The sequence below is a fragment of the Tardiphaga sp. GW821-FHT12E02 genome, from assembly GCF_058807155.1.
Map to the genome: position 1 here is coordinate 779,395 of NZ_JBXAQK010000001.1, position 18,764 is coordinate 798,158.

The window sequence follows — 18,764 nt, forward strand, 5'->3', positions numbered from 1 at the left end:
TCACCCGGTCAAGCCGGGCGACGACAGGAGGAGTTACTTCACCGTCTTCTCGAACGTCCGCAGCATCGCATTGCCGCGCGTCACCGCCGCATCCAGCGCCTGCTGCGCGGTCTTCTGCCCGCCCAGCGCCGCCTCGATTTCTTCCGACCAGATGTCGCGCAGCTGCACCATGTTGCCGAAGCGAAGCCCGCGGGAATTCTCCGTCGGCTCCTTGTTGGTGAGCTCCTTCAGCGGTGTCTCCAGCGTCGGGTTCTTCTCATAGAAACCCGATGCCTTGGTCTTTTCATAGGCCGCCTTGGTGATCGGCAGATAGCCGGACTCCTGATGCAGCTTCGCCTGCCGATCGGTGTCGGAGAGGAACGCGAAGAATTTCGCCACGCCTTTATATTCGTCCGGCTTCTTGCCGCCCATCACCCACAGCGATGCGCCGCCGATGATCGAGTTCTGCGGTGCGCCCGTGGCGTCCGGATAGTAAGGCATCGGCGCCGAGGTGAAGGCGAATTTCGCGGTGCTCTTGGCGGTCGCGTAATAGCCCGACGAGGTCAGGAACAGCGGACATTCACCGGAGCCGAAGCGCGCTTCGCTGCCATTGGCGCGGCCGGAATAGTCATAGGTCTTGTCCTTCACCAGTTCGGTCAGCGTCTGCAGATGCTTCACATGCAGCGGCGTGTTGAATTGCAGCACGGTGTCGAAGCCGTCGAGCCCGTTGGCCTTGCTGCCGATCGGCACATTATGCCAGGCAGAGAACTGTTCGATATTGGCCCAGGTCGCCCAGGCATTGGAGAAGCCGCAGGTCGTGTATCCCGCGGCCTTCAGCTTCTTGGCGCTGTCGAAAACCTCAGGCCAGGTCTTCGGAATCTCCGCGATGTCAGCTTTCTTCAGCGCATCGAGATTGACCCACATCACCATCGACGACGAGTTGAACGGGAAGGACAGCATCTCGCCCTTCGAGGTCGAATAGTAACCGGTGATCGCCGGCAGATAGGCGTTGGGGTCGAACGGCTCGTTCGCATCCTTCATCAGTTGATAGACGGGCTTCACCGCGCCCTTGGCGCTCATCATGGTCGCGGTGCCCACTTCGAACACCTGCAAAATATGCGGCGCCGTGCCGGCGCGGAAGGCGGCGATGCCGGCATTCATCGTGTCGGGATAGGCGCCCTTGAAGGTCGGCACCACCTTGTAGTCGCTCTGCGAGGCATTGAAGTCGGCGGCAAGCTTGTTGACGATGTCGTTGTTGCCGCCACTCATCGCGTGCCACCACTGGATCTCGGTCACCGCCTGCGCAGGTGCAGCAAAAGCCAGCGTGGAGGCGAGCAGGGTGGCGAGCGCGATGTGAGTGCGATTCATTCAGTTTCTCCCGGGTGCCGTCATCGTCTTACCGCAACAAATCTGCGCCGGATGACGTGCATGCGACATTTTGACGGCGCGGATGCTAGGCGGGAAAGGGCGGCGTTGGGAAGCCGCAAAAAAGTCGAACAGGGTTTGCGCTCTGTGGCCTGCCCCGCACCTAGTCTGTCGTCTCCGCCTAGCGCGCAATTGCGCGCGCGGAGGCGGGGATCCAGTACACGCCGGCTCTTCGGTTTTATCACAACCGTCAGTGTTTACTGGGCCGCCCGGTCAAGCCGGGCGGCGACAGTTGATGTTGATCGTCAGCGCTTGCGCTCTGTGCCGCTCACGGTTCCCTTGGCAACGAGGTCCTTGATCTGATCGGCCGAGTAACCGAACTCGGTGAGGATCTCGTCGAAGTGTTCGTTAAACTTCGGCGGCACGCGGCGAAGGCTCGCTTTGGTGCGATCGAAGCGGACCGGCGACGCGACGCCCTTGTACCAGTCCTTCTCGATGACATCGCCGCGATGCTTGGTGTGCGCATTGGCGAGGGCCTTGTCGATCGACTGCACCGGGCCGGCGGGAAGGCCGGCGCCAAGCAGGCGTTCGCACAGCGGTGCGGAATCGTGCTGTGCGAGGATCGTCTCAAGCTCAGCCCGCAGCGCATCGCGATTCACCACGCGGTCGCGGTTGCGCGCGAAGCGTTCATCGGTGCCGAGATCCGGCTTGCCGAGTTCGCGGCACAGTTTTCGGAAGGTGCCGTCATTGCCGACGCCCATGAAGATGTTGCCGTCGCGCGCCTTGAACACGGCATAGGGCACCAGATTGGGATGCTCGTTGCCGGTCAGGGCCGGTGGCTTGCCGCCATTGTAGAAGTAGTTCGAGGTGTGCGGGTGCATGATGGCAAGGCCGGTCTCATACAACGTCGCTTCCACGAACTGTCCAAGGCCTGACTTTGCACGCTCCTGCAGCGCCATCAGGATGCCGACGCAGGCATAGAGGCCGGTGCACATATCCACGAGCGCGACACCGATACGGGTCGGGCCAGAGTCCTGCGAACCGGTGGAGGCCATCAGGCCGACCATCGACTGGATGATGGCGTCATAGCCGGGATGGCCGCCATGCGGGCCGTCGGCGCCGAAACCGGAGATGCGGCAATGGATCAGCTGCGGGAATTTTTCGCGCAGGAAATCGTTGCCGATGCCCCATTTGTCGAGGGTGCCGGGCTTGAAGTTCTCGATCATCACATCGGCGTCTTCGAGCATGCGCATCAGGACGGCGCGGCCGCCTTCGGATGCGAGATCGAGGCCGATGGAGCGCTTGTTCCGATTGGCGCCGACGAAATAGGCCGCATCCTCGTCATGGAAGGGGGGGCCCCAGTCGCGGGTCTCGTCGCCGGCGGGCGGCTCGACCTTGACGATGTCAGCGCCGTGGTCGCCCAGGATCTGCGTGCAGTAGGGACCGCCGAGCACACGCGACAGATCGATCACGCGCAGGCCGGCAATGGCGCCGGGGGCTACGGGTAAGCTCATTCAATCAGCCTTCTCTCTAGTGTCGTTGTTATTATGCCGGAGAGCATCGTGAAGGCTGTCAGAGCTACCGGGCTTGGCGGCGCGCGGCAATGGGCGTCTTCGCGCAGCCGCCATGAGCGCAGGGCGAACGCAAAAGGCCCGGCAGATGCCGGGCCTTTTGGCCGATCTATCTCGCTCCGCCCTCATCCTGAGGAGCCGCGTAGCGGCGTCTCGAAGGATGGCTGCAGGCTCCGAGCCCGGCCAGCTCATGGTTCGAGACGCGCGCAAGGGCGCGCTCCTCACCATGAGGGCTAGAGATCAGCTTCTTACACGATCACCGAGCGCACCGCGATATTCCCGCGCGTGGCATTCGAATACGGGCAGACCTGATGCGTCTTCTCAACCAGCGCTTCCGCTTCGGCGCGATCGACCCCCGGCAGCGAGATCGCCAGTTCGACATCGAGACCGAAACCGCCTTCGGAGCGCGGGCCGATACCGACGGTCGCGGTGACGGCGGTGTCAGCCGGCACCTTCGGTCCGCCCTGCGAACTGACGAACTTCATGGCGCCGATGAAGCAGGCGGCATAGCCGGCTGCGAACAGCTGCTCGGGATTGTTGCCTTCGCCGCCAGCGCCGCCGAGCTCCTTCGGGGTGGCAAGCTTGACGTCGAACGTGCCGTCGGTGGTGGTCGAGCGGCCGTCACGGCCGCCGGTTGCCTTGGCGCTGGTCTTGTAGAGGACATTCACGGACATGGTGGTCTCCTTCGGGCTGTGGCGCTTGCGCGTCGTTTGTTGATGCGATCATAATTGAGCGCAATTAGATTGTGCGCAATATAAAAAGAAGCGCGCGCGATCGAATTGTGCTCAACAGATCGTGAGCGGGCTTGGCTGGGGCGTCGGCTCGTGACCAGATGGGGTCTGGAGATGATGATGGCGAAGAAACCGGCCCCTTCGGGCCTCTTGCAGCTCGATAACCAGATCTGCTTTGCGGTCTATTCCGCAGGCCATGCGTTCAACCGCGTGTACAAGCCACTGCTGGAGAAGCTCGGGCTCACTTATTCGCAGTATCTGGCGATGCTGGTGCTGTGGGAGCGCGATCAGGTGCCGGTGAAGGAGATCGGCGAAAAGTTGTTCCTGGATTCGGGCACGCTGACACCGTTGCTGAAGCGGCTCGAGGCGGCGGGCCTGGTGAAGCGCACGCGTGGTGCGGAGGACGAGCGCACGGTGATCGTGACGCTGACCGCGCAGGGCAAGGCGCTGCGTGACAAGGCCGGCGCCGTGCCGCAGGGCATTCTCGGCGCGACGGGCTGTTCGGTTGATGAGCTGGTGGCAATGAAAGACGAGATCGTCGCGCTCAGGGATCGGCTGAACAGGGCGCTGGGGGAGTAGGCGGCGTCAGAGGCGTTTCTTGGCAAAGGCGCGGCCGGAGTGGGATTTCAGATATTTCTCAAACGCGAGCGCACGGTGCTTATCCGGAAATGCGCAGTACCACACCAACTCCCACGGCATGAACTTCGACGTGTGCGCTGATCTGCCCGCGTTGTGTTCAGCGATTCGCTTTTTCAGATCGGCAGTCGCGCCAATATATTCCTGCTCAGGAAACTGAATGCTCCGGATGATGTAGACGTACCACATGACGGTGTTCGCCTGGGATCGTCGGAAGAAGAGCGGGTAGGGCAGTCAAAAAGAAAGAAACGGAGTTTCAATTTCAGTCCGTCTTCGCCCTTTGGGCTTCGCCGGACACCACGCTTCGCCAAAAGGCTCTGCGCGGCTGCGCCACGCGAAGCCACTTGGCGAAGCGTGGTGGAGCCAGGCGGGATCGAACCGCCGACCTCTTGCATGCCATGCAAGCGCTCTCCCAGCTGAGCTATGGCCCCTGAAGCGCGACGGCCTGGGTCGGCGTCGCGCGGCAAACCCAAACCACATGTTCGGGTGGATCACAAGACCCTTGTCAGGATCTTGTCACTTAACTTTCTTCGTCGCCGCCAACGTCGCCGATGATGTCGGTCACGTCGTCGTCGCCTTCGTCCTCGTCGGCGATGAAGGTCGAATCGTCGTCATCATCATCAACCGAATCGTCGGCTTCGATGTCGTCCTCGGATTCCAGCACGGCAGCCTTCTTGCCGGTGTTCTCCTCGGCATCGGCTTCCTCGAGCGACACCAACTCTTCGTTCTCGTTGGTCTCGTTCTCGTCCGTCGTGTTCGCAGGCGACGCAGCGCGCTCGGCGGCGCGGCCACGGGGCGGAGCAACAGGAGCGATCGGCACCACCTCACCGGTATAAGGCGAAATCACCGGCGTCTTGTTGAGGTCGTAGAACTTCTTGCCCGTGGTTGGGCAAATGCGTTTGGTTCCGAGGTCGGATTTGGCCACGTGCAGGTGTCCTGGGGATTTCTTGAAAAACGGTGCTTCACTTGGCTAGTTGAGACGCTCCTGTCAATAGCGGTTTGCACGAGAGTGACGGCCGCGTGACGCGCCGTGGCCCATATGCTACGAGCCCGCTTGCGCAAGGGAACAGTATTTTGAGCCATCCAGACACATCCGCCGCCCAGCCGACGCCTCTCACAGCGCGCAAAAGCGGCGCTTTGCGCGGTTCCGCACGCGTGCCCGGCGACAAGTCGATCTCGCATCGCGCGCTCATTCTCGGCGCGCTGGCGGTCGGCGAAACCCGGATCACCGGCCTGCTCGAAGGCGAGGATGTCCTGAATACCGCCAAAGCGATGCAGGCGCTCGGCGCAAAGGTCGAGCGGACCGGCGATTTTGCGTGGAAGGTCAATGGCGTAGGTGTCGCCGGCTTTGCCCAGCCGGAGGCGCCGCTGGATTTCGGCAATGCCGGCACCGGCTCGCGCCTGGTAATGGGCGCCGTTGCCGGTTGCCCGATCACCGTGACATTCGACGGTGATGCCTCGCTGCGCAGCCGCCCGATGCGCCGCATCGTCGATCCGCTGGAACTGATGGGCGCAAAAGTCACGGACTGCCAGGAAGGTGGCCGGCTGCCGCTGACCTTGCAGGGCGCCCGTGATCCGCTGCCGATCGTCTACAAGACGCCGGTGGCTTCCGCGCAGATCAAGTCCGCGGTGCTGCTGGCCGGCCTCTCGGCCCCCGGCACCACCACGGTGATCGAGTCAGAGGCCAGCCGCGACCACACCGAGCTGATGCTCAAGCATTTCGGCGCCGAGATCGTCTCCGAGAAGGAAGGCGCCCACGGCCGCAAGATCACGCTCACCGGCCAGCCCGAGCTGAAGGGCGCCGACGTCGTGGTGCCGGCCGATCCGTCCTCAGCCGCCTTTCCGATGGTGGCGGCGCTGATCACGCCGGGCTCGGAGATCGAGCTCACCGACGTCATGACCAATCCTCTGCGCACCGGCCTGTTCACGACGCTCCGCGAAATGGGGGCGGATATCGAAGAGACCGATGTCCGCGGCGATGCCGGCGAGCCGATGGCCAGGTTCCGTATCAAGGCATCGAAGCTCAAGGGCGTCGACGTGCCGCCCGAGCGCGCGCCGTCGATGATCGACGAATATCTGGTGCTGGCGGTGGCGGCGTCCTTCGCCGAGGGCACCACCATCATGCGTGGTTTGCAGGAGCTGCGCGTAAAAGAGTCCGACCGCCTCGAAGCCACCGCCGCGATGATCCGCGTCAATGGCGTCAAGGTCGAGATCGTCGGCGACGACCTGATCGTTCACGGCACCGGCCGTGTCCCCGGTGGCGGCACCGTTTCCACCCATATGGATCACCGCATCGCCATGTCGGCCCTCGCCATGGGCTGCGCGTCGGATGCGCCGGTCACCATCGACGACACCACCTTCATCGCCACCAGCTTCCCCGACTTCATCCCGATGATGCGCCGGCTGGGCGCGGATTTTGCTTAAATACGCCGTAAGGGCGCATCTCTAGGTACCGACACGCATATGATCATCGCCATCGACGGACCCGCCGCCTCCGGTAAAGGCACGCTCGGCAAGCGCCTGGCAAAGCATTATGGCTACCGTCATCTCGATACCGGCGTGCTGTATCGCGCGGTCGGCTTTGCGCTGCTGTCGCGCGGCATCGATCTGCATAACGAGATCGAAGCGGTTCATGCCGCCGAAAGCCTCGATCCCGAGCATTTCGGTAATCCGCTGCTGAAAACCCAGGAATCCGGCGACGCGGCCTCGATTGTCTCGGCTTTTCCGCGCGTTCGCGAGGTGTTGCTCAACTTCCAGCGCCATTTCGCCGAGGAACCGCCCGGCGCCGTGCTCGATGGCCGCGACATTGGAACCGTGATTTGCCCCGACGCCGACGTGAAGATCTATGTGGTGGCCGATCCCGTCGTCCGCGCCCGCCGGCGCACGCTGGAGGCCAAGGGGCGTGGCGAGGCGGCCGATGAGGCGCTGGTCCTGGCGGACATCCTCAAGCGCGACGAGCGCGACCAGAACCGCCCTGTAGCGCCCTTGAAGCCCGCGGAAGATGCTTACTTGCTGGATAATTCGAATTTGGATATAGAAGGCGGCGTCCGGGCCGCCATCGATATTGTCGAGGCCGTCCGAGCGGGCCGGCAGCGGGTCTGATCGTCCTCTCGTCCTGAGAGGCATCCAGGCAAAACCGCCGCCGTCATTGGAGGAGCGCCCGCTCCCGGTCTTGAACTGCGATACGCTTTTCAGGCTCCGGACACATTCACTGACATCTCACGTCTCGATCGTGAAGGCATGCTGCCGGCCCGTTTTGCACCTCCAATGCAAGGCGGTCGTCAGAGGTTGCGGACCCCTGACCCTCCGCGCGCGAGACGCCCCATAACCCGTACGGCCGGCAAGATACCGCATCTGGAGAACCAATGGCTTCGATTGATTCCTACAATCCCTCGCGCGACGATTTCGCAGCGATGCTCGACGAGTCCTTCTCGGGCGGCAACCTTCAGGAAAGCTCTGTTATCAAGGGCATCGTGGTTGCGATTGAAAAGGACATGGCCGTCATCGACGTCGGCCTGAAGACCGAAGGCCGCGTGGCGCTGCGTGAATTCGCAGGACCCGGCCGTGATAGCGAATTGAAGGTCGGCGACGAAGTCGAGGTGTTCCTCGACCGGATCGAGAACGCACTCGGCGAAGCCGTGCTGTCGCGCGACAAGGCCCGCCGTGAAGAAAGCTGGGGCAAGCTCGAAAAGGCGTTCAACGCCAACGAGAAGGTCAACGGCGTTATCTTCAACCAGGTCAAGGGTGGCTTCACCGTCGATCTCGACGGCGCCGTGGCCTTCCTGCCGCGCTCGCAGGTCGACATCCGTCCGATCCGCGACGTTGCTCCGCTGATGAACAACTCGCAGCCGTTCCAGATCCTCAAGATGGACCGTCGCCGCGGCAATATCGTCGTGTCGCGTCGGACCGTTCTCGAAGAGACCCGCGCTGAACAGCGTCAGGAACTCGTCCAGAACCTCGAAGAGGGTCAGGTCATTGACGGCGTCGTCAAGAACATCACCGATTACGGTGCGTTCGTTGACCTCGGCGGCATCGACGGCCTGCTGCATGTCACCGACATCGCATGGCGTCGCGTCAACCACCCGACCGAAGTTCTCACCATCGGTCAGACCGTCAAGGTCAAGATCATCAAGATCAACCACGAGACCCACCGTATCTCGCTCGGCATGAAGCAGCTGCTCGACGATCCGTGGCAGGGCATCGAGGCGAAGTACCCGCTGAACGCGCGCTTCTCGGGTCGCGTCACCAACATCACCGACTACGGCGCATTCGTCGAACTGGAGCCGGGCATCGAAGGCCTGATCCACGTCTCGGAAATGTCGTGGACCAAGAAGAACATGCACCCCGGCAAGATCGTTTCGACCTCGCAGGAAGTCGAAGTGCAGGTGCTCGAGGTCGACAGCGTCAAGCGTCGTATTTCGCTTGGTCTCAAGCAGACCATGCGCAATCCGTGGGAAGTGTTCGTCGAGAAGTTCCCGGTCGGTGCGACCGTGGAAGGCGAAGTCAAGAACAAGACCGAGTTCGGTCTGTTCCTGGGTCTCGATGGCGACGTGGACGGCATGGTCCATCTGTCGGATCTCGACTGGAAGCAGCCGGGTGAACAGGTCATCGACAACTTCAAGAAGGGCGATGTCGTCAAGGCGATCGTTCTCGATGTGGATGTCGAGAAGGAGCGCATCTCGCTCGGCGTCAAGCAGCTCGAAGGCGACCCCTTCGCAGAGCCGGGCGACGTCAAGAAGGGCGCTGTCGTGACCTGCGAAGTGATCGACGTGAAGGACTCGGGTATCGACGTCCAGATCGCCGGCACCGACTTCACGACCTTCATCAAGCGCTCGGAACTCGCGCGTGACCGCAACGACCAGCGCGCTGAGCGTTTCGCCGTCGGCGAGAAGGTCGATGCCCGCGTGATCCAGTTCGACAAGAAGGCCCGCAAGGTCCAGGTGTCGATCAAGGCGCTCGAAGTGGCCGAAGAGAAGGAAGCGATCGCGACCTACGGTTCGTCGGATTCGGGCGCGACCCTGGGCGACATTCTCGGCAAGGCGCTCAAGCAGAGCGGCGACAAGTAAGCTCAGGCTTATTTGCTGCGACAAATCGGGGCTCCGGCATTGCCGGGGCCCTTTTTGTTTTGGGCAGGCTCTATTTGTCGTCGCCCGCAAAAGCGGGCGACCCAGTAGACACGCCCGCCTGAGATCAATCACGGCCGTCGCCGTGTACTGGATCGCCGGCTCCAAGCGCGCAATTGCGCGCCAGGGCGGGCGATGACAATCGAGTGGGATGGCGGCATGCTCGGCGCCCAGCCATCTCATGGTTGGAGACGCGGCCAAGCGGCCGCTCCTCACCATGAGGGTGCGGAGGCAAGCCGCAACACCCCCATCACCTTGTTTTCTTCATATTGCCTCGCAATTGAGGTATTCGAGAAACCCCACGTAAAGTCTGCGCAGACGATTGATACCGTCCCGCCGAAGTTCAGGAGCCCCGCATGTCGCTTGATTCCGATGTGATCGTCGATCGCCGCCGGCTGCGCCGCAAGCTGACCTTCTGGCGGACCATTGCGGTGCTCGTGGTAGTGGTCGCCATTGTCGCAGGCGGCCTCTATGCGACGCGTTCGGGAACACAGGCGTCCTCCGGCGCCATCGCGCGCATCAAGATCGAAGGGCTGATCCAGAGCAACAATGAGCGCATCGAGGCGCTGGAGCGGCTGGAGAAGTCGTCAGCGGCTGCCGTCATCGTGCAGATCAATTCGCCCGGCGGCACGGTCGCAGGTTCCGAGCAGCTCTACGACGCGCTGATGCGCCTGAAAGCCAAGAAGCCGATGGTCGTCATGGTCGAAGGTGTCGCCGCCTCCGGCGCCTATATCGCAGCCCTCGCCTCGGATCAGATCATTGCGCGGCAGACATCGATGGTCGGCTCCATCGGCGTGCTGGTGCAGTTTCCCGTGCTCAGCGGCCTGATGAAGACCGTCGGCGTCAAACTCGAGGAAGTGAAATCCTCGCCGCTGAAGGCGGCGCCGAATGGCGTCGATGAGCCCTCGCCGGAAGCCCGCGCCGCATTGGAAGTGCTGGTGAAGGATAACTACACCTGGTTCCGCGGCCTCGTGCAGAACCGCCGCGCCATGGATGACGTGCAGATCGAGAAAGTGGCCGACGGCCGTGTGTTCACCGGGCGTCAGGCGATTGGCCTCAAGCTGATCGACCAGATCGGCGACGAGAAGACGGCGGTGGCGTGGCTGGTGGCTGAAAAGAAGATCAAGAGCGATCTGCCGGTGCGGGATTACAAACTGTCGCCGAAATTCGGCGATCTCACTTTCCTGCGGGCAGCCACTTCGGTCACGCTGGACGCGGTAGGCCTGTCGTCCATCGCACGTCAGGTGGAGCAGGGCGGTTTTGCGCAAGCCATCGATGGTATGGGTCTCGACGGCATGCTGGCGCTGTGGCGTCCGGTGTCGCTGAACTGAGTCTGAATCCAGAAGATGTCACGCAGTCTGCCCGCAACCCGCTGTTCCGCACTGCGAGCAGGCGGCCAAGCGTCTTTTGGAGCAATTGTCACGCACTTTCCGGGCAGTCATCCGTCATTTAGCGACTTGACAGCTCAGCACTTTTTCACGGAAATGCAGCCTCCAATTCATAGCCCAACGTCTCGATGATCAAATCCGAACTCGTCCAACGCATCGCTGAACACAACCCGCATCTGTACCAGCGGGATGTGGAGAACATCGTGAATGCGATCCTCGACGAAATCGTCGCAGCCCTCGCGCGCGGTGATCGGGTCGAGCTGCGCGGTTTTGGTGCTTTCTCTGTGAAGCATCGTCCGGCGCGTGCAGGCCGCAATCCGCGCACCGGTGAGCATGTTCCGGTCGATCAGAAGAGCGTGCCGTTCTTCAAGACCGGCAAGGAAATGCGCGAGCGCCTGAATCGCGACCCGTCTGCGCCGGCGCCGGCCCAGGCATCGGAAGCCAGCGCCTCCTAAGCGGGCTCGGCTCGCGATGGGCGGGGCGGTTTTCGTCTCGCTTCACTGCTACGTGAGAGATCTCGATGCGCAAATTCCTCACGGCTCTGGTCGTCATCCCCGTCGCAATCCTTTTCATTGTCTTCGCCGTTGCCAATCGCCATCTGGTGACGGTCTCCTTCGATCCATTCAACAGCGCTGATCCTTCCATCGGTGCGACATTGCCCCTGTTTGTGGTGCTGATCGTGGTCGCCATTCTCGGCGTCATCGCAGGCGGTACCGCCACCTGGATCAGGCAGCGCCATTGGCGCCGCGCCGCGCGCCAGCATGAGGCCGATGCGCGCCGTGCAAGGAGTGAGCTGGCCGATCTCCGCGCCGAGATGGCAACAGCACGGGCGACCACCCAGAGGCCAGTACCGGGCCTGCCAGCGCCCGGCTATGCGGCCGGCGAGCGAGACAAGGCCGGCGCGACGTTGTAGAACCCGCCCGGATGCGCGCCATTGCCGGCGCCGCCTGTCCGTTTCACCTTTCCCTGTTCGCAGTGGCCCGTTGAGAGCATGCCCCTGACCGTCAAAATATGCGGCCTGTCCACGCCGGAGACGCTCGACGCGGCTCTGCTCGCTGGCGCCGATATGGTGGGCTTCGTGTTCTTTCCGCCGTCGCCGCGGCATGTCTCGCTCGATATGGCCGAGAAGCTCGGCCGGAAGGCGAAGAAGGCCGTGAAGGTCGCGCTGTCCGTGGATGCCGATGACGCATTGCTGGCCAACAGCATCGAGGCGCTGCGTCCGCAGATCCTGCAGCTGCATGGCAAGGAAAGCGTCGCCCGCATTCGCGACATCAGGCAGAAGTTCGGGCTGCCCGTGATGAAGGCGATCGCCGTGGAGACTGCGGCCGATCTCGCCGCGCTGCCCGGCTATGCTGCCGTCTGCGATCGCATCCTGTTCGATGCCAAGGCTCCGAAAGACGCCACGCGTCCCGGTGGTCTCGGTGCTGTGTTTGACTGGCACTTGCTCGAAGGGCTCGATCTCAAACTACCCTTCATGGTGTCGGGTGGATTGAATGCAGAGAATGTCGCCGAGGCCGTGCGGATCACGCGCGCCGGTGGCGTCGATATTTCGTCCGGCGTGGAAAGCGCGCCGGGCATCAAGGATCCCGAGATGATCCGCAATTTCATCCGCGCCGCGCGCGCAACGGAAGAGCTGGCGACCTGATGACGACTGCGATCCCAAACTCCTATCGGACCGGCCCCGACGAGACCGGCCATTTCGGCATCTTTGGCGGCCGCTTCGTCGCCGAAACCCTGATGCCGTTGATCCTCGATCTGCAGAAGGCCTATGAGGATGCGAAAGCCGATCCGGCCTTCCGTAAGGAGATGGACGGCTATCTGAAGGCCTATGTCGGCCGTCCGTCGCCGCTGTATTTCGCCGAGCGCCTCACCGAGCATCTCGGTGGCGCGAAGATTTATCTGAAGCGCGAAGAGCTCAATCACACCGGTTCGCACAAGGTGAACAATGTGCTCGGCCAGATCATGGTCGCGCGCCGCATGGGCAAGAAGCGCATCATCGCCGAGACCGGCGCCGGCCAGCATGGCGTGGCGACGGCGACGCTGTGCGCGCGCTTCGGCCTCGAATGCATCGTCTATATGGGCGCCGTGGACGTCGAACGTCAGCAGCCCAATGTGATCCGCATGGAAATGCTCGGCGCCAAGGTGGTGCCGGTGCAGGTCGGTGCGCGCACGCTGAAGGACGCCATGAACGAGGCGATGCGCGATTGGGTCACCAATGTGCACAACACGTTCTATTGCATCGGCACCGTCGCCGGCCCGCATCCCTATCCGATGATGGTGCGCGACTTCCAGTCGATCATCGGCGACGAGACCAAGGTGCAGATGCAGGAGATCGAAGGCCGCCTGCCGGATTCGCTGATCGCCTGTATCGGCGGCGGCTCCAATGCGATGGGCCTCTTCCATCCGTTCCTCGACGACACGTCCGTCGATATCTACGGCGTCGAAGCCGCCGGCCACGGCCTCACCGGCCTGCATGCCGCATCGATCGCGGGCGGTCGTCCAGGCGTTCTGCATGGTAACCGCACCTATCTGCTGATGGACGAAGACGGCCAGATCCAGGAAGGCCATTCGATCTCCGCCGGTCTCGATTATCCCGGCATCGGGCCGGAGCATTCCTGGCTGCATTCGATCGGTCGCGTGAAGTATCTCTCGGCGACGGATGAAGAAGCATTGGCGGCATTCCAGCTGCTGTCGAAACTCGAAGGCATCATCCCGGCGCTGGAGCCGGCGCATGCGCTCGCCAAAGTGAGCGAACTCGCGCCGACACTGCCGAAGGATCACCTGATGGTCGTCAACCTCTCCGGCCGCGGCGACAAGGACGTCCCGCAGGTGGGCGATATTCTGAAGGGCCGGGCATGATACGCATTCTTGGAATGCAGGGAATTCTTGTTCTTACCCTGTATGCCGGAATGGTATCGCGCGGCCTGGCCGCTTTCGATCAGAGCGGAAATCCAACGGGAGCCTGGTACAGCCGAGACGGGGTCATTCTTGTTCTCACCTGCTTCAGACGCTTGGGGGATCACGACCACAAATGCGGTAGTACCAACGAGCTCAAGGTTCTTCTCGTGAACAAGTCGAACCGGGAAAATACCGTGGGTGTCGAATGCTATCGTCTGAGTGGAGATACCCTAAGTGTGCTTGCAAGCTTGGTCGTAAAGCTAGAACCACTGGCTCACACGGAATACTCTTTTAAATCTGAGATAATCGGAACTGCACCTTCAGGCAGCTGCCAGCTATCATATCCTTCAAGTAAGAAACTTGAGACGACACCAGGTTGGGTAAAACTGAAATGACCCGCATCGATACCCGTTTCGCCGAACTCAAAGCCGAAGGCCGTTCGGCTTTCGTCACGTTCGTCATGGCCGGCGATCCCGATCTCGCCACCGCGCTGGAGATCGTAAAGGCGCTCCCGAAGGCCGGCGCTGATATCATCGAACTCGGCATGCCCTTCACCGATCCGATGGCCGATGGCCCTTCGATCCAGGCTGCGGGCCTGCGCGCCCTGCAAGCCGGCACGACCCTGCGCAAGACGCTGCAGCTGGTGCGCGATTTCCGTAGCTCAGACGACAAGACGCCCATCGTGCTGATGGGCTACTACAATCCGATCTATATCTATGGCGTCGATAAATTCCTGCCCGATGCCAAGGACGCCGGCGTCGATGGCCTGATCATCGTCGATCTGCCGCCGGAAGAAGATAACGAGCTCTGCATCCCCGCGATGAAGGCCGGCCTCAACTTCATCCGCCTCGCAACGCCGACCACCGACGACAAGCGCCTGCCGGCCGTGCTCGCGAACACGTCGGGTTTTGTCTATTACGTCTCCGTCACCGGTATCACTGGTGCTGCGGCCGCCGATGCGTCGGCCGTCGGCACCGCGGTGGCGCGCATCAAGCGCCACACCAAACTGCCGGTCTGCGTCGGCTTCGGCATCCGCACCCCGGAAGCCGCCCAGGCGATCGCCAGCCACGCCAATGGCGCGGTGGTCGGCACGGCGCTGATCGATGCCCTCAAGGGCTCGCTGGATGCGGACGGCAAGGCGACGGCGAAGACCGTCTCGGCGGTTGCGGATCTGACTGCAGCACTCGCTGCGGGTGTCCGCGGCGCGAAGCAGGCCGCAGAATAAGCCGAATTGGCCCCTAACCGGGCGGAACCGCGGTTGCCGGGCTCGGCCCCAGCCGCCATATGAATATGAACAGCGACGCCCGATCCACGCGACGCGGAGACTAAAATGAACTGGCTCACCAATGTCGTCCGTCCAAAAATCCGCAACATCCTGCGGCGCGAGACGCCGGAGAATCTCTGGATCAAATGTCCGGATACCGGCCAGCTGGTGTTCTACAAGGACGTCGAGAGCAATCAGTTCGTCATTCCCGGCTCGAACTATCACATGCGCATGGGCGCCACCGCGCGCCTGAAGTCGGTGTTCGACAACGAGACCTGGTACGACGTGGCGCTGCCCGACGTGGTCGCCGATCCGCTGAAATTCCGCGACGAGCGCAAATATGTCGACCGCATCAAGGACGCCCGCACCAAGACCGGGATGACCGACTCGGTGAAGGTCGGCTACGGCAAGCTCGAAGGCATGGGCACCGTTGTCGCCGTGCAGGATTTCGATTTCATGGGCGGCTCGCTCGGCATGGCGGCTGGCGAAGCGCTGGTCCGTGGCCTCGAACTCGCCGTCGAGAAGAAGTCACCCTTCATCGTGTTCGCCGCGTCTGGCGGCGCGCGCATGCAGGAAGGCATCCTGTCGCTGATGCAGCTGCCGCGCACCACCGTGGGCGTGCAGATGCTGCGCGAGGCCAAACTGCCTTACATCGTCGTGCTGACCAATCCGACCACCGGTGGCGTCACGGCCTCCTATGCGATGCTGGGCGATGTGCAGATCGCCGAGCCCGGCGCGCTGATCGGCTTTGCCGGCGCGCGCGTGATCGAACAGACCATCCGTGAAAAGCTCCCCGAGGGTTTCCAACGCGCCGAATATCTGCGCGATCACGGCATGGTCGACATGGTCGTGCATCGCCATGACCTGAAGCCGACGCTGGCGCGTCTGTGCCGCCTGCTCACCAAGGCGCCGGCTGTCGAAGCCGCGCCGCGCGTCCTGCCCGAGCAGATCGCCGTAGCGCCCGACGCGGTGCCGGCTCCGCAAGCGTGAGCGAGACCGCGCCGACATCATCGCCGCTCGGCGATATTCTGGCGCGACTCTCCGCCTTGCATCCGAACACGATCGATCTGTCGCTGGAGCGTATGGCGCGCCTGATGGCGCAGCTCGGCAATCCCGAGCGCCGCTTGCCGCCGGTGATTCATGTCGCCGGCACCAACGGCAAGGGTTCGACCATCGCCTATCTCCGCGCGATCCTCGAAGCGGCTGGCCTCGGCGTCCACGTCTATACCTCCCCGCATCTTGTCCGCATGAACGAGAGCATCCGCCTCGGCGGCATGCTGGTGAGCGATGGCGATCTGCGCGATGCCTTTGCCTATGTCGAAAACGTCAATGCCGGAGCGCCGATCACGCTGTTCGAGGCGGAGACGGCGGTGGCGTTCCACATCTTCGCCAGCCATCCGGCCGATGTGCTGCTGCTCGAAGTCGGCCTCGGTGGCCGGCTCGACGCCACCAATGTGATCGAGGCGCCGGTCGCCTCCGTCATCACGCCCATCGCCATCGACCACACCGATTTTCTCGGCGACACCGTTGAGAAGATCGCGACGGAGAAAGCCGGCATCATCAAGCGCCGGGTGCCGGTGGTCATCGGCGAGCAGCCGCCTGCAGTCGCCACGGTCCTCGCAGCGCAGGCGCGAAAACAGCATGCGCCGACGCACAGCGCCGGGCAGGAATGGCACATCAGCGTCGAGCGCGGCCGTCTCGTCTATCAGGATGAGCGCGGCTTGATGGATCTGGCGGCCCCGCGCCTGTTCGGCCGCCATCAGTTCGGCAATGCCGGCCTGGCCATCGCGACGCTGCGTGCGCTGCCTCAATTCAAGTTCGATCCCTCCATCTACGAGCGCGGTGTCGCTGCGGCCGAATGGCCCGCGCGCATGCAGCGGCTCACCTCCGGCAAGCTGCTGCCACTTGCACCCGATGAGTCCGAGCTCTGGCTCGATGGCGGCCACAATGCCGAAGGCGGCCGTGTCATCGCCGAGGCGCTGGGCGATCTCGAAGAGCGCGTGCCGCGTCCGCTGGTCGTCATCGTCGGCATGATGGCCAACAAGGATGCGACAGGCTTCCTCGCGAATTTCGCCGGTCTCACGCGGCACATCATCGCCGTGCCGATTCCCGATCGCGCCGGTGCCATGCCGGTCGCGACGTTAGCCGATGCCGGACGCGCGCTCGGCATGCGCGTCGAGACGGCGGAGAGCGCCAGCGCTGCGCTGCAATCGCTGCGGCGTCTCGCCTATGAAGTGCCGCCGCGCGTGCTGATTGGCGGCTCGCTCTATCTCGCCGGCCATGTGCTTGCGGAAAACGGCACGCTACCGGCGTAACTCTCTGTCATCGCCCGGCTTGTCCGGGCGATCCAGCAAACACTGATAGTGCGGTGTGTACTGGGTCACCCGGTCAAGCCGGGTGACGACATATGGAGTTTGTGGAGAACGGCATGCTACCTGCATGGTATCTGGCGTAACTTCACGCTCAGGAGTCTTCATGCGTTTCGCCGTTCTTGCCGATGTCCACGGCAACTATCTCGCTCTCGAAGCCGTGCTCGCTGATATCAGGGCTCAAGGGCTTACCGAGATCGTCAATCTTGGCGACATGGTCTCCGGCCCGCTCGATGCCCATCGCACCGTCGAGATCATGATGGGCATGAATGCCGTCTGCGTGCGCGGCAATCACGATCGTTACGTCACCGACTATACGCTGGATCAGATGTATCCGTCGGATCGCCTCGCTCATAGCCAACTCACCTCGGCACAGATGGAGTGGCTGCGCGCATTGCCGTTTAGCGCGATCTATCGCAACGAGGTCTATTGCGTGCATGCCACGCCCGATGACGACAACACCTACTGGATGGAAGCGGTGACGCCCGAGGGCGTGGTTCATATGGCCGCGATCGAGAGCATCGAGGCCAAGGCCGCCGGCATCACGCAATCGCTGATCCTCTGCGCCCACACACATATCGCGCGGTCCGTGCGGCTTCGCGACGGACGCATGATCGTCAATCCCGGCAGCGTCGGCGGTCCCGGCTATCGCGATATCACGCCATTTCCTCATGTGCTCGAAGTCGGCACACCAGATGCGTGCTACGCGATCATCGAGAAGCGCGGAGATCGCTGGGACGTGACATTCCGGCAAGTGTCGTACGATCACGACGCGATGGCGACACTGGCGCGGCAGAACGAGAGCCTGGCCTGGGCCAGCGCCTTGGCGACGGGGTGGATCAGGTAACTCCGCCCCTCATGGTGAGGAGGCGCGGAGCGCCGTCTCGAACCATGAGATGGACTGGCTCGGAGTTTGCGGCCATCCTTCGAGACGCCGCTGCGCGGCTCCTCAGGATGAGGGGCGGAGTATAAACAAAAACGGCCGGCGACATCGTCACCGGCCGTTCCGCAAACTCACATCCGTCTCAGCTTACACCGCCGACGAAATCCACTGCTGCAGCTTTGCCTTCGGCGCGGCGCCGACCTGGCGGGAGGCCATTTCGCCGCCCTTGAAGATCATCAGCGTCGGGATCGACATCACGCCATATTTCGACGCGGTCTTCGGGTTCTCGTCGACGTTCAGCTTCAGGATGGTCACCTTCTCGCCCATGGCGGCCGAGATTTCGTCCAGCGCCGGGGCAATCATGCGGCAGGGGCCGCACCATTCGGCCCAGAAATCGATCACGACCGGGCCGGTCGCCTTGAGCACTTCCGCTTCGAAATCGGCGTCTGTCACCTTGCCAACGGCCATGGTCTTGATCCTCGTCCTGTCCAGTAAAAGGCGCCGATCAGAATCGCGCGCCGGAATGATGCATCCAACCTATGAACGCCCCCTTGCCG

19 protein-coding genes and 1 tRNA gene are annotated in these 18,764 nt (G+C 62.7%); 13 read left to right on the plus strand and 7 right to left on the minus strand.

The window, feature by feature from the left end; all coding sequences use genetic code 11:
• Positions 1-33 precede the first annotated feature (33 nt).
• The 3 genes from ugpB to AC1RQ5_RS03740 all read right to left on the minus strand — a co-directional run bounded on the left by ugpB (position 34) and on the right by AC1RQ5_RS03740 (position 3,589).
• The gene (ugpB, locus tag AC1RQ5_RS03730) at positions 34-1,347 is read right to left on the minus strand and encodes a sn-glycerol-3-phosphate ABC transporter substrate-binding protein UgpB (RefSeq protein WP_493197125.1); all 1,314 of its coding nucleotides are present in this window, start codon (positions 1,345-1,347) and stop codon (positions 34-36) included.
• 302 nt (positions 1,348-1,649) lie between these two features.
• Positions 1,650-2,858, minus strand: coding sequence for a CaiB/BaiF CoA transferase family protein (locus AC1RQ5_RS03735; protein WP_493197126.1), 1,209 nt, complete (start codon positions 2,856-2,858; stop codon positions 1,650-1,652).
• A 305-nt stretch (positions 2,859-3,163) separates the two neighbouring features.
• Positions 3,164-3,589 (minus strand): organic hydroperoxide resistance protein, encoded by a 426-nt coding sequence (locus AC1RQ5_RS03740; protein WP_493197127.1) that lies wholly within the window; start codon positions 3,587-3,589, stop codon positions 3,164-3,166.
• A 177-nt stretch (positions 3,590-3,766) separates the two neighbouring features.
• Between AC1RQ5_RS03740 and AC1RQ5_RS03745 the strand changes: the two genes are divergently transcribed.
• Positions 3,767-4,225, plus strand: coding sequence for a MarR family winged helix-turn-helix transcriptional regulator (locus AC1RQ5_RS03745; protein WP_493197128.1), 459 nt, complete (start codon positions 3,767-3,769; stop codon positions 4,223-4,225).
• Between the two features lie 6 nt (positions 4,226-4,231).
• Here AC1RQ5_RS03745 and AC1RQ5_RS03750 read toward each other — a convergent pair whose 3' ends face one another.
• The 3 genes from AC1RQ5_RS03750 to AC1RQ5_RS03760 all read right to left on the minus strand — a co-directional run bounded on the left by AC1RQ5_RS03750 (position 4,232) and on the right by AC1RQ5_RS03760 (position 5,207).
• Positions 4,232-4,471, minus strand: a complete 240-nt coding sequence (locus AC1RQ5_RS03750) for a GIY-YIG nuclease family protein (RefSeq protein ID WP_493197129.1) — start codon at positions 4,469-4,471, stop codon at positions 4,232-4,234.
• Positions 4,472-4,637: 166 nt separating this feature from the next.
• A tRNA-Ala gene (locus tag AC1RQ5_RS03755) sits at positions 4,638-4,713 on the minus strand.
• 89 nt (positions 4,714-4,802) lie between these two features.
• Positions 4,803-5,207: a TIGR02300 family protein gene (locus tag AC1RQ5_RS03760; RefSeq protein WP_398484529.1), complete on the minus strand. Its 405-nt coding sequence runs from the start codon at positions 5,205-5,207 to the stop codon at positions 4,803-4,805.
• Between the two features lie 149 nt (positions 5,208-5,356).
• On the opposite strand from AC1RQ5_RS03760, the gene aroA reads away from it, so the two are divergent.
• The 12 genes from aroA to AC1RQ5_RS03820 all read left to right on the plus strand — a co-directional run bounded on the left by aroA (position 5,357) and on the right by AC1RQ5_RS03820 (position 18,171).
• Positions 5,357-6,706, plus strand: a complete 1,350-nt coding sequence (gene aroA / locus AC1RQ5_RS03765) for a 3-phosphoshikimate 1-carboxyvinyltransferase (protein ID WP_493197130.1) — start codon at positions 5,357-5,359, stop codon at positions 6,704-6,706.
• A gap of 39 nt (positions 6,707-6,745) precedes the next feature.
• On the plus strand, positions 6,746-7,384 hold the full coding sequence (cmk, locus tag AC1RQ5_RS03770) for a (d)CMP kinase (RefSeq protein WP_398484534.1): 639 nt from the start codon (positions 6,746-6,748) through the stop codon (positions 7,382-7,384).
• Positions 7,385-7,647: 263 nt separating this feature from the next.
• Complete coding sequence (rpsA, locus tag AC1RQ5_RS03775) at positions 7,648-9,348, plus strand: 30S ribosomal protein S1 (protein WP_493197131.1); 1,701 nt, start codon at positions 7,648-7,650, stop codon at positions 9,346-9,348.
• Positions 9,349-9,761: 413 nt separating this feature from the next.
• Positions 9,762-10,736, plus strand: a complete 975-nt coding sequence (sppA, locus tag AC1RQ5_RS03780) for a signal peptide peptidase SppA (RefSeq protein WP_493197132.1) — start codon at positions 9,762-9,764, stop codon at positions 10,734-10,736.
• A gap of 185 nt (positions 10,737-10,921) precedes the next feature.
• On the plus strand, positions 10,922-11,248 hold the full coding sequence (locus AC1RQ5_RS03785) for an integration host factor subunit beta (protein ID WP_398484831.1): 327 nt from the start codon (positions 10,922-10,924) through the stop codon (positions 11,246-11,248).
• Between the two features lie 65 nt (positions 11,249-11,313).
• Positions 11,314-11,706, plus strand: coding sequence for a LapA family protein (locus AC1RQ5_RS03790; RefSeq protein ID WP_398484829.1), 393 nt, complete (start codon positions 11,314-11,316; stop codon positions 11,704-11,706).
• A 78-nt stretch (positions 11,707-11,784) separates the two neighbouring features.
• The gene (locus tag AC1RQ5_RS03795) at positions 11,785-12,438 is read left to right on the plus strand and encodes a phosphoribosylanthranilate isomerase (RefSeq protein ID WP_493197133.1); all 654 of its coding nucleotides are present in this window, start codon (positions 11,785-11,787) and stop codon (positions 12,436-12,438) included.
• Positions 12,438-13,652: a tryptophan synthase subunit beta gene (gene trpB, locus AC1RQ5_RS03800; protein ID WP_493197134.1), complete on the plus strand. Its 1,215-nt coding sequence runs from the start codon at positions 12,438-12,440 to the stop codon at positions 13,650-13,652. The genes AC1RQ5_RS03795 and trpB overlap by 1 nt, the downstream gene beginning before the upstream one ends.
• A 430-nt stretch (positions 13,653-14,082) precedes the next feature.
• The gene (trpA, locus tag AC1RQ5_RS03805; protein WP_493197135.1) at positions 14,083-14,916 is read left to right on the plus strand and encodes a tryptophan synthase subunit alpha; all 834 of its coding nucleotides are present in this window, start codon (positions 14,083-14,085) and stop codon (positions 14,914-14,916) included.
• Positions 14,917-15,021: 105 nt separating this feature from the next.
• A complete protein-coding gene (accD, locus tag AC1RQ5_RS03810; protein WP_493197136.1) occupies positions 15,022-15,945 on the plus strand; it encodes an acetyl-CoA carboxylase, carboxyltransferase subunit beta in 924 nt (307 codons plus the stop codon).
• Complete coding sequence (locus AC1RQ5_RS03815; protein WP_493197137.1) at positions 15,942-17,270, plus strand: bifunctional folylpolyglutamate synthase/dihydrofolate synthase; 1,329 nt, start codon at positions 15,942-15,944, stop codon at positions 17,268-17,270. The genes accD and AC1RQ5_RS03815 overlap by 4 nt, the downstream gene beginning before the upstream one ends.
• A gap of 160 nt (positions 17,271-17,430) precedes the next feature.
• Positions 17,431-18,171, plus strand: a complete 741-nt coding sequence (locus AC1RQ5_RS03820) for a metallophosphoesterase family protein (RefSeq protein WP_493197138.1) — start codon at positions 17,431-17,433, stop codon at positions 18,169-18,171.
• A gap of 183 nt (positions 18,172-18,354) precedes the next feature.
• Here the strand turns inward: AC1RQ5_RS03820 and trxA are convergent, their stop codons facing one another.
• A complete protein-coding gene (gene trxA / locus AC1RQ5_RS03825) occupies positions 18,355-18,675 on the minus strand; it encodes a thioredoxin (protein ID WP_398478372.1) in 321 nt (106 codons plus the stop codon).
• Positions 18,676-18,764: the final 89 nt, after the last annotated feature.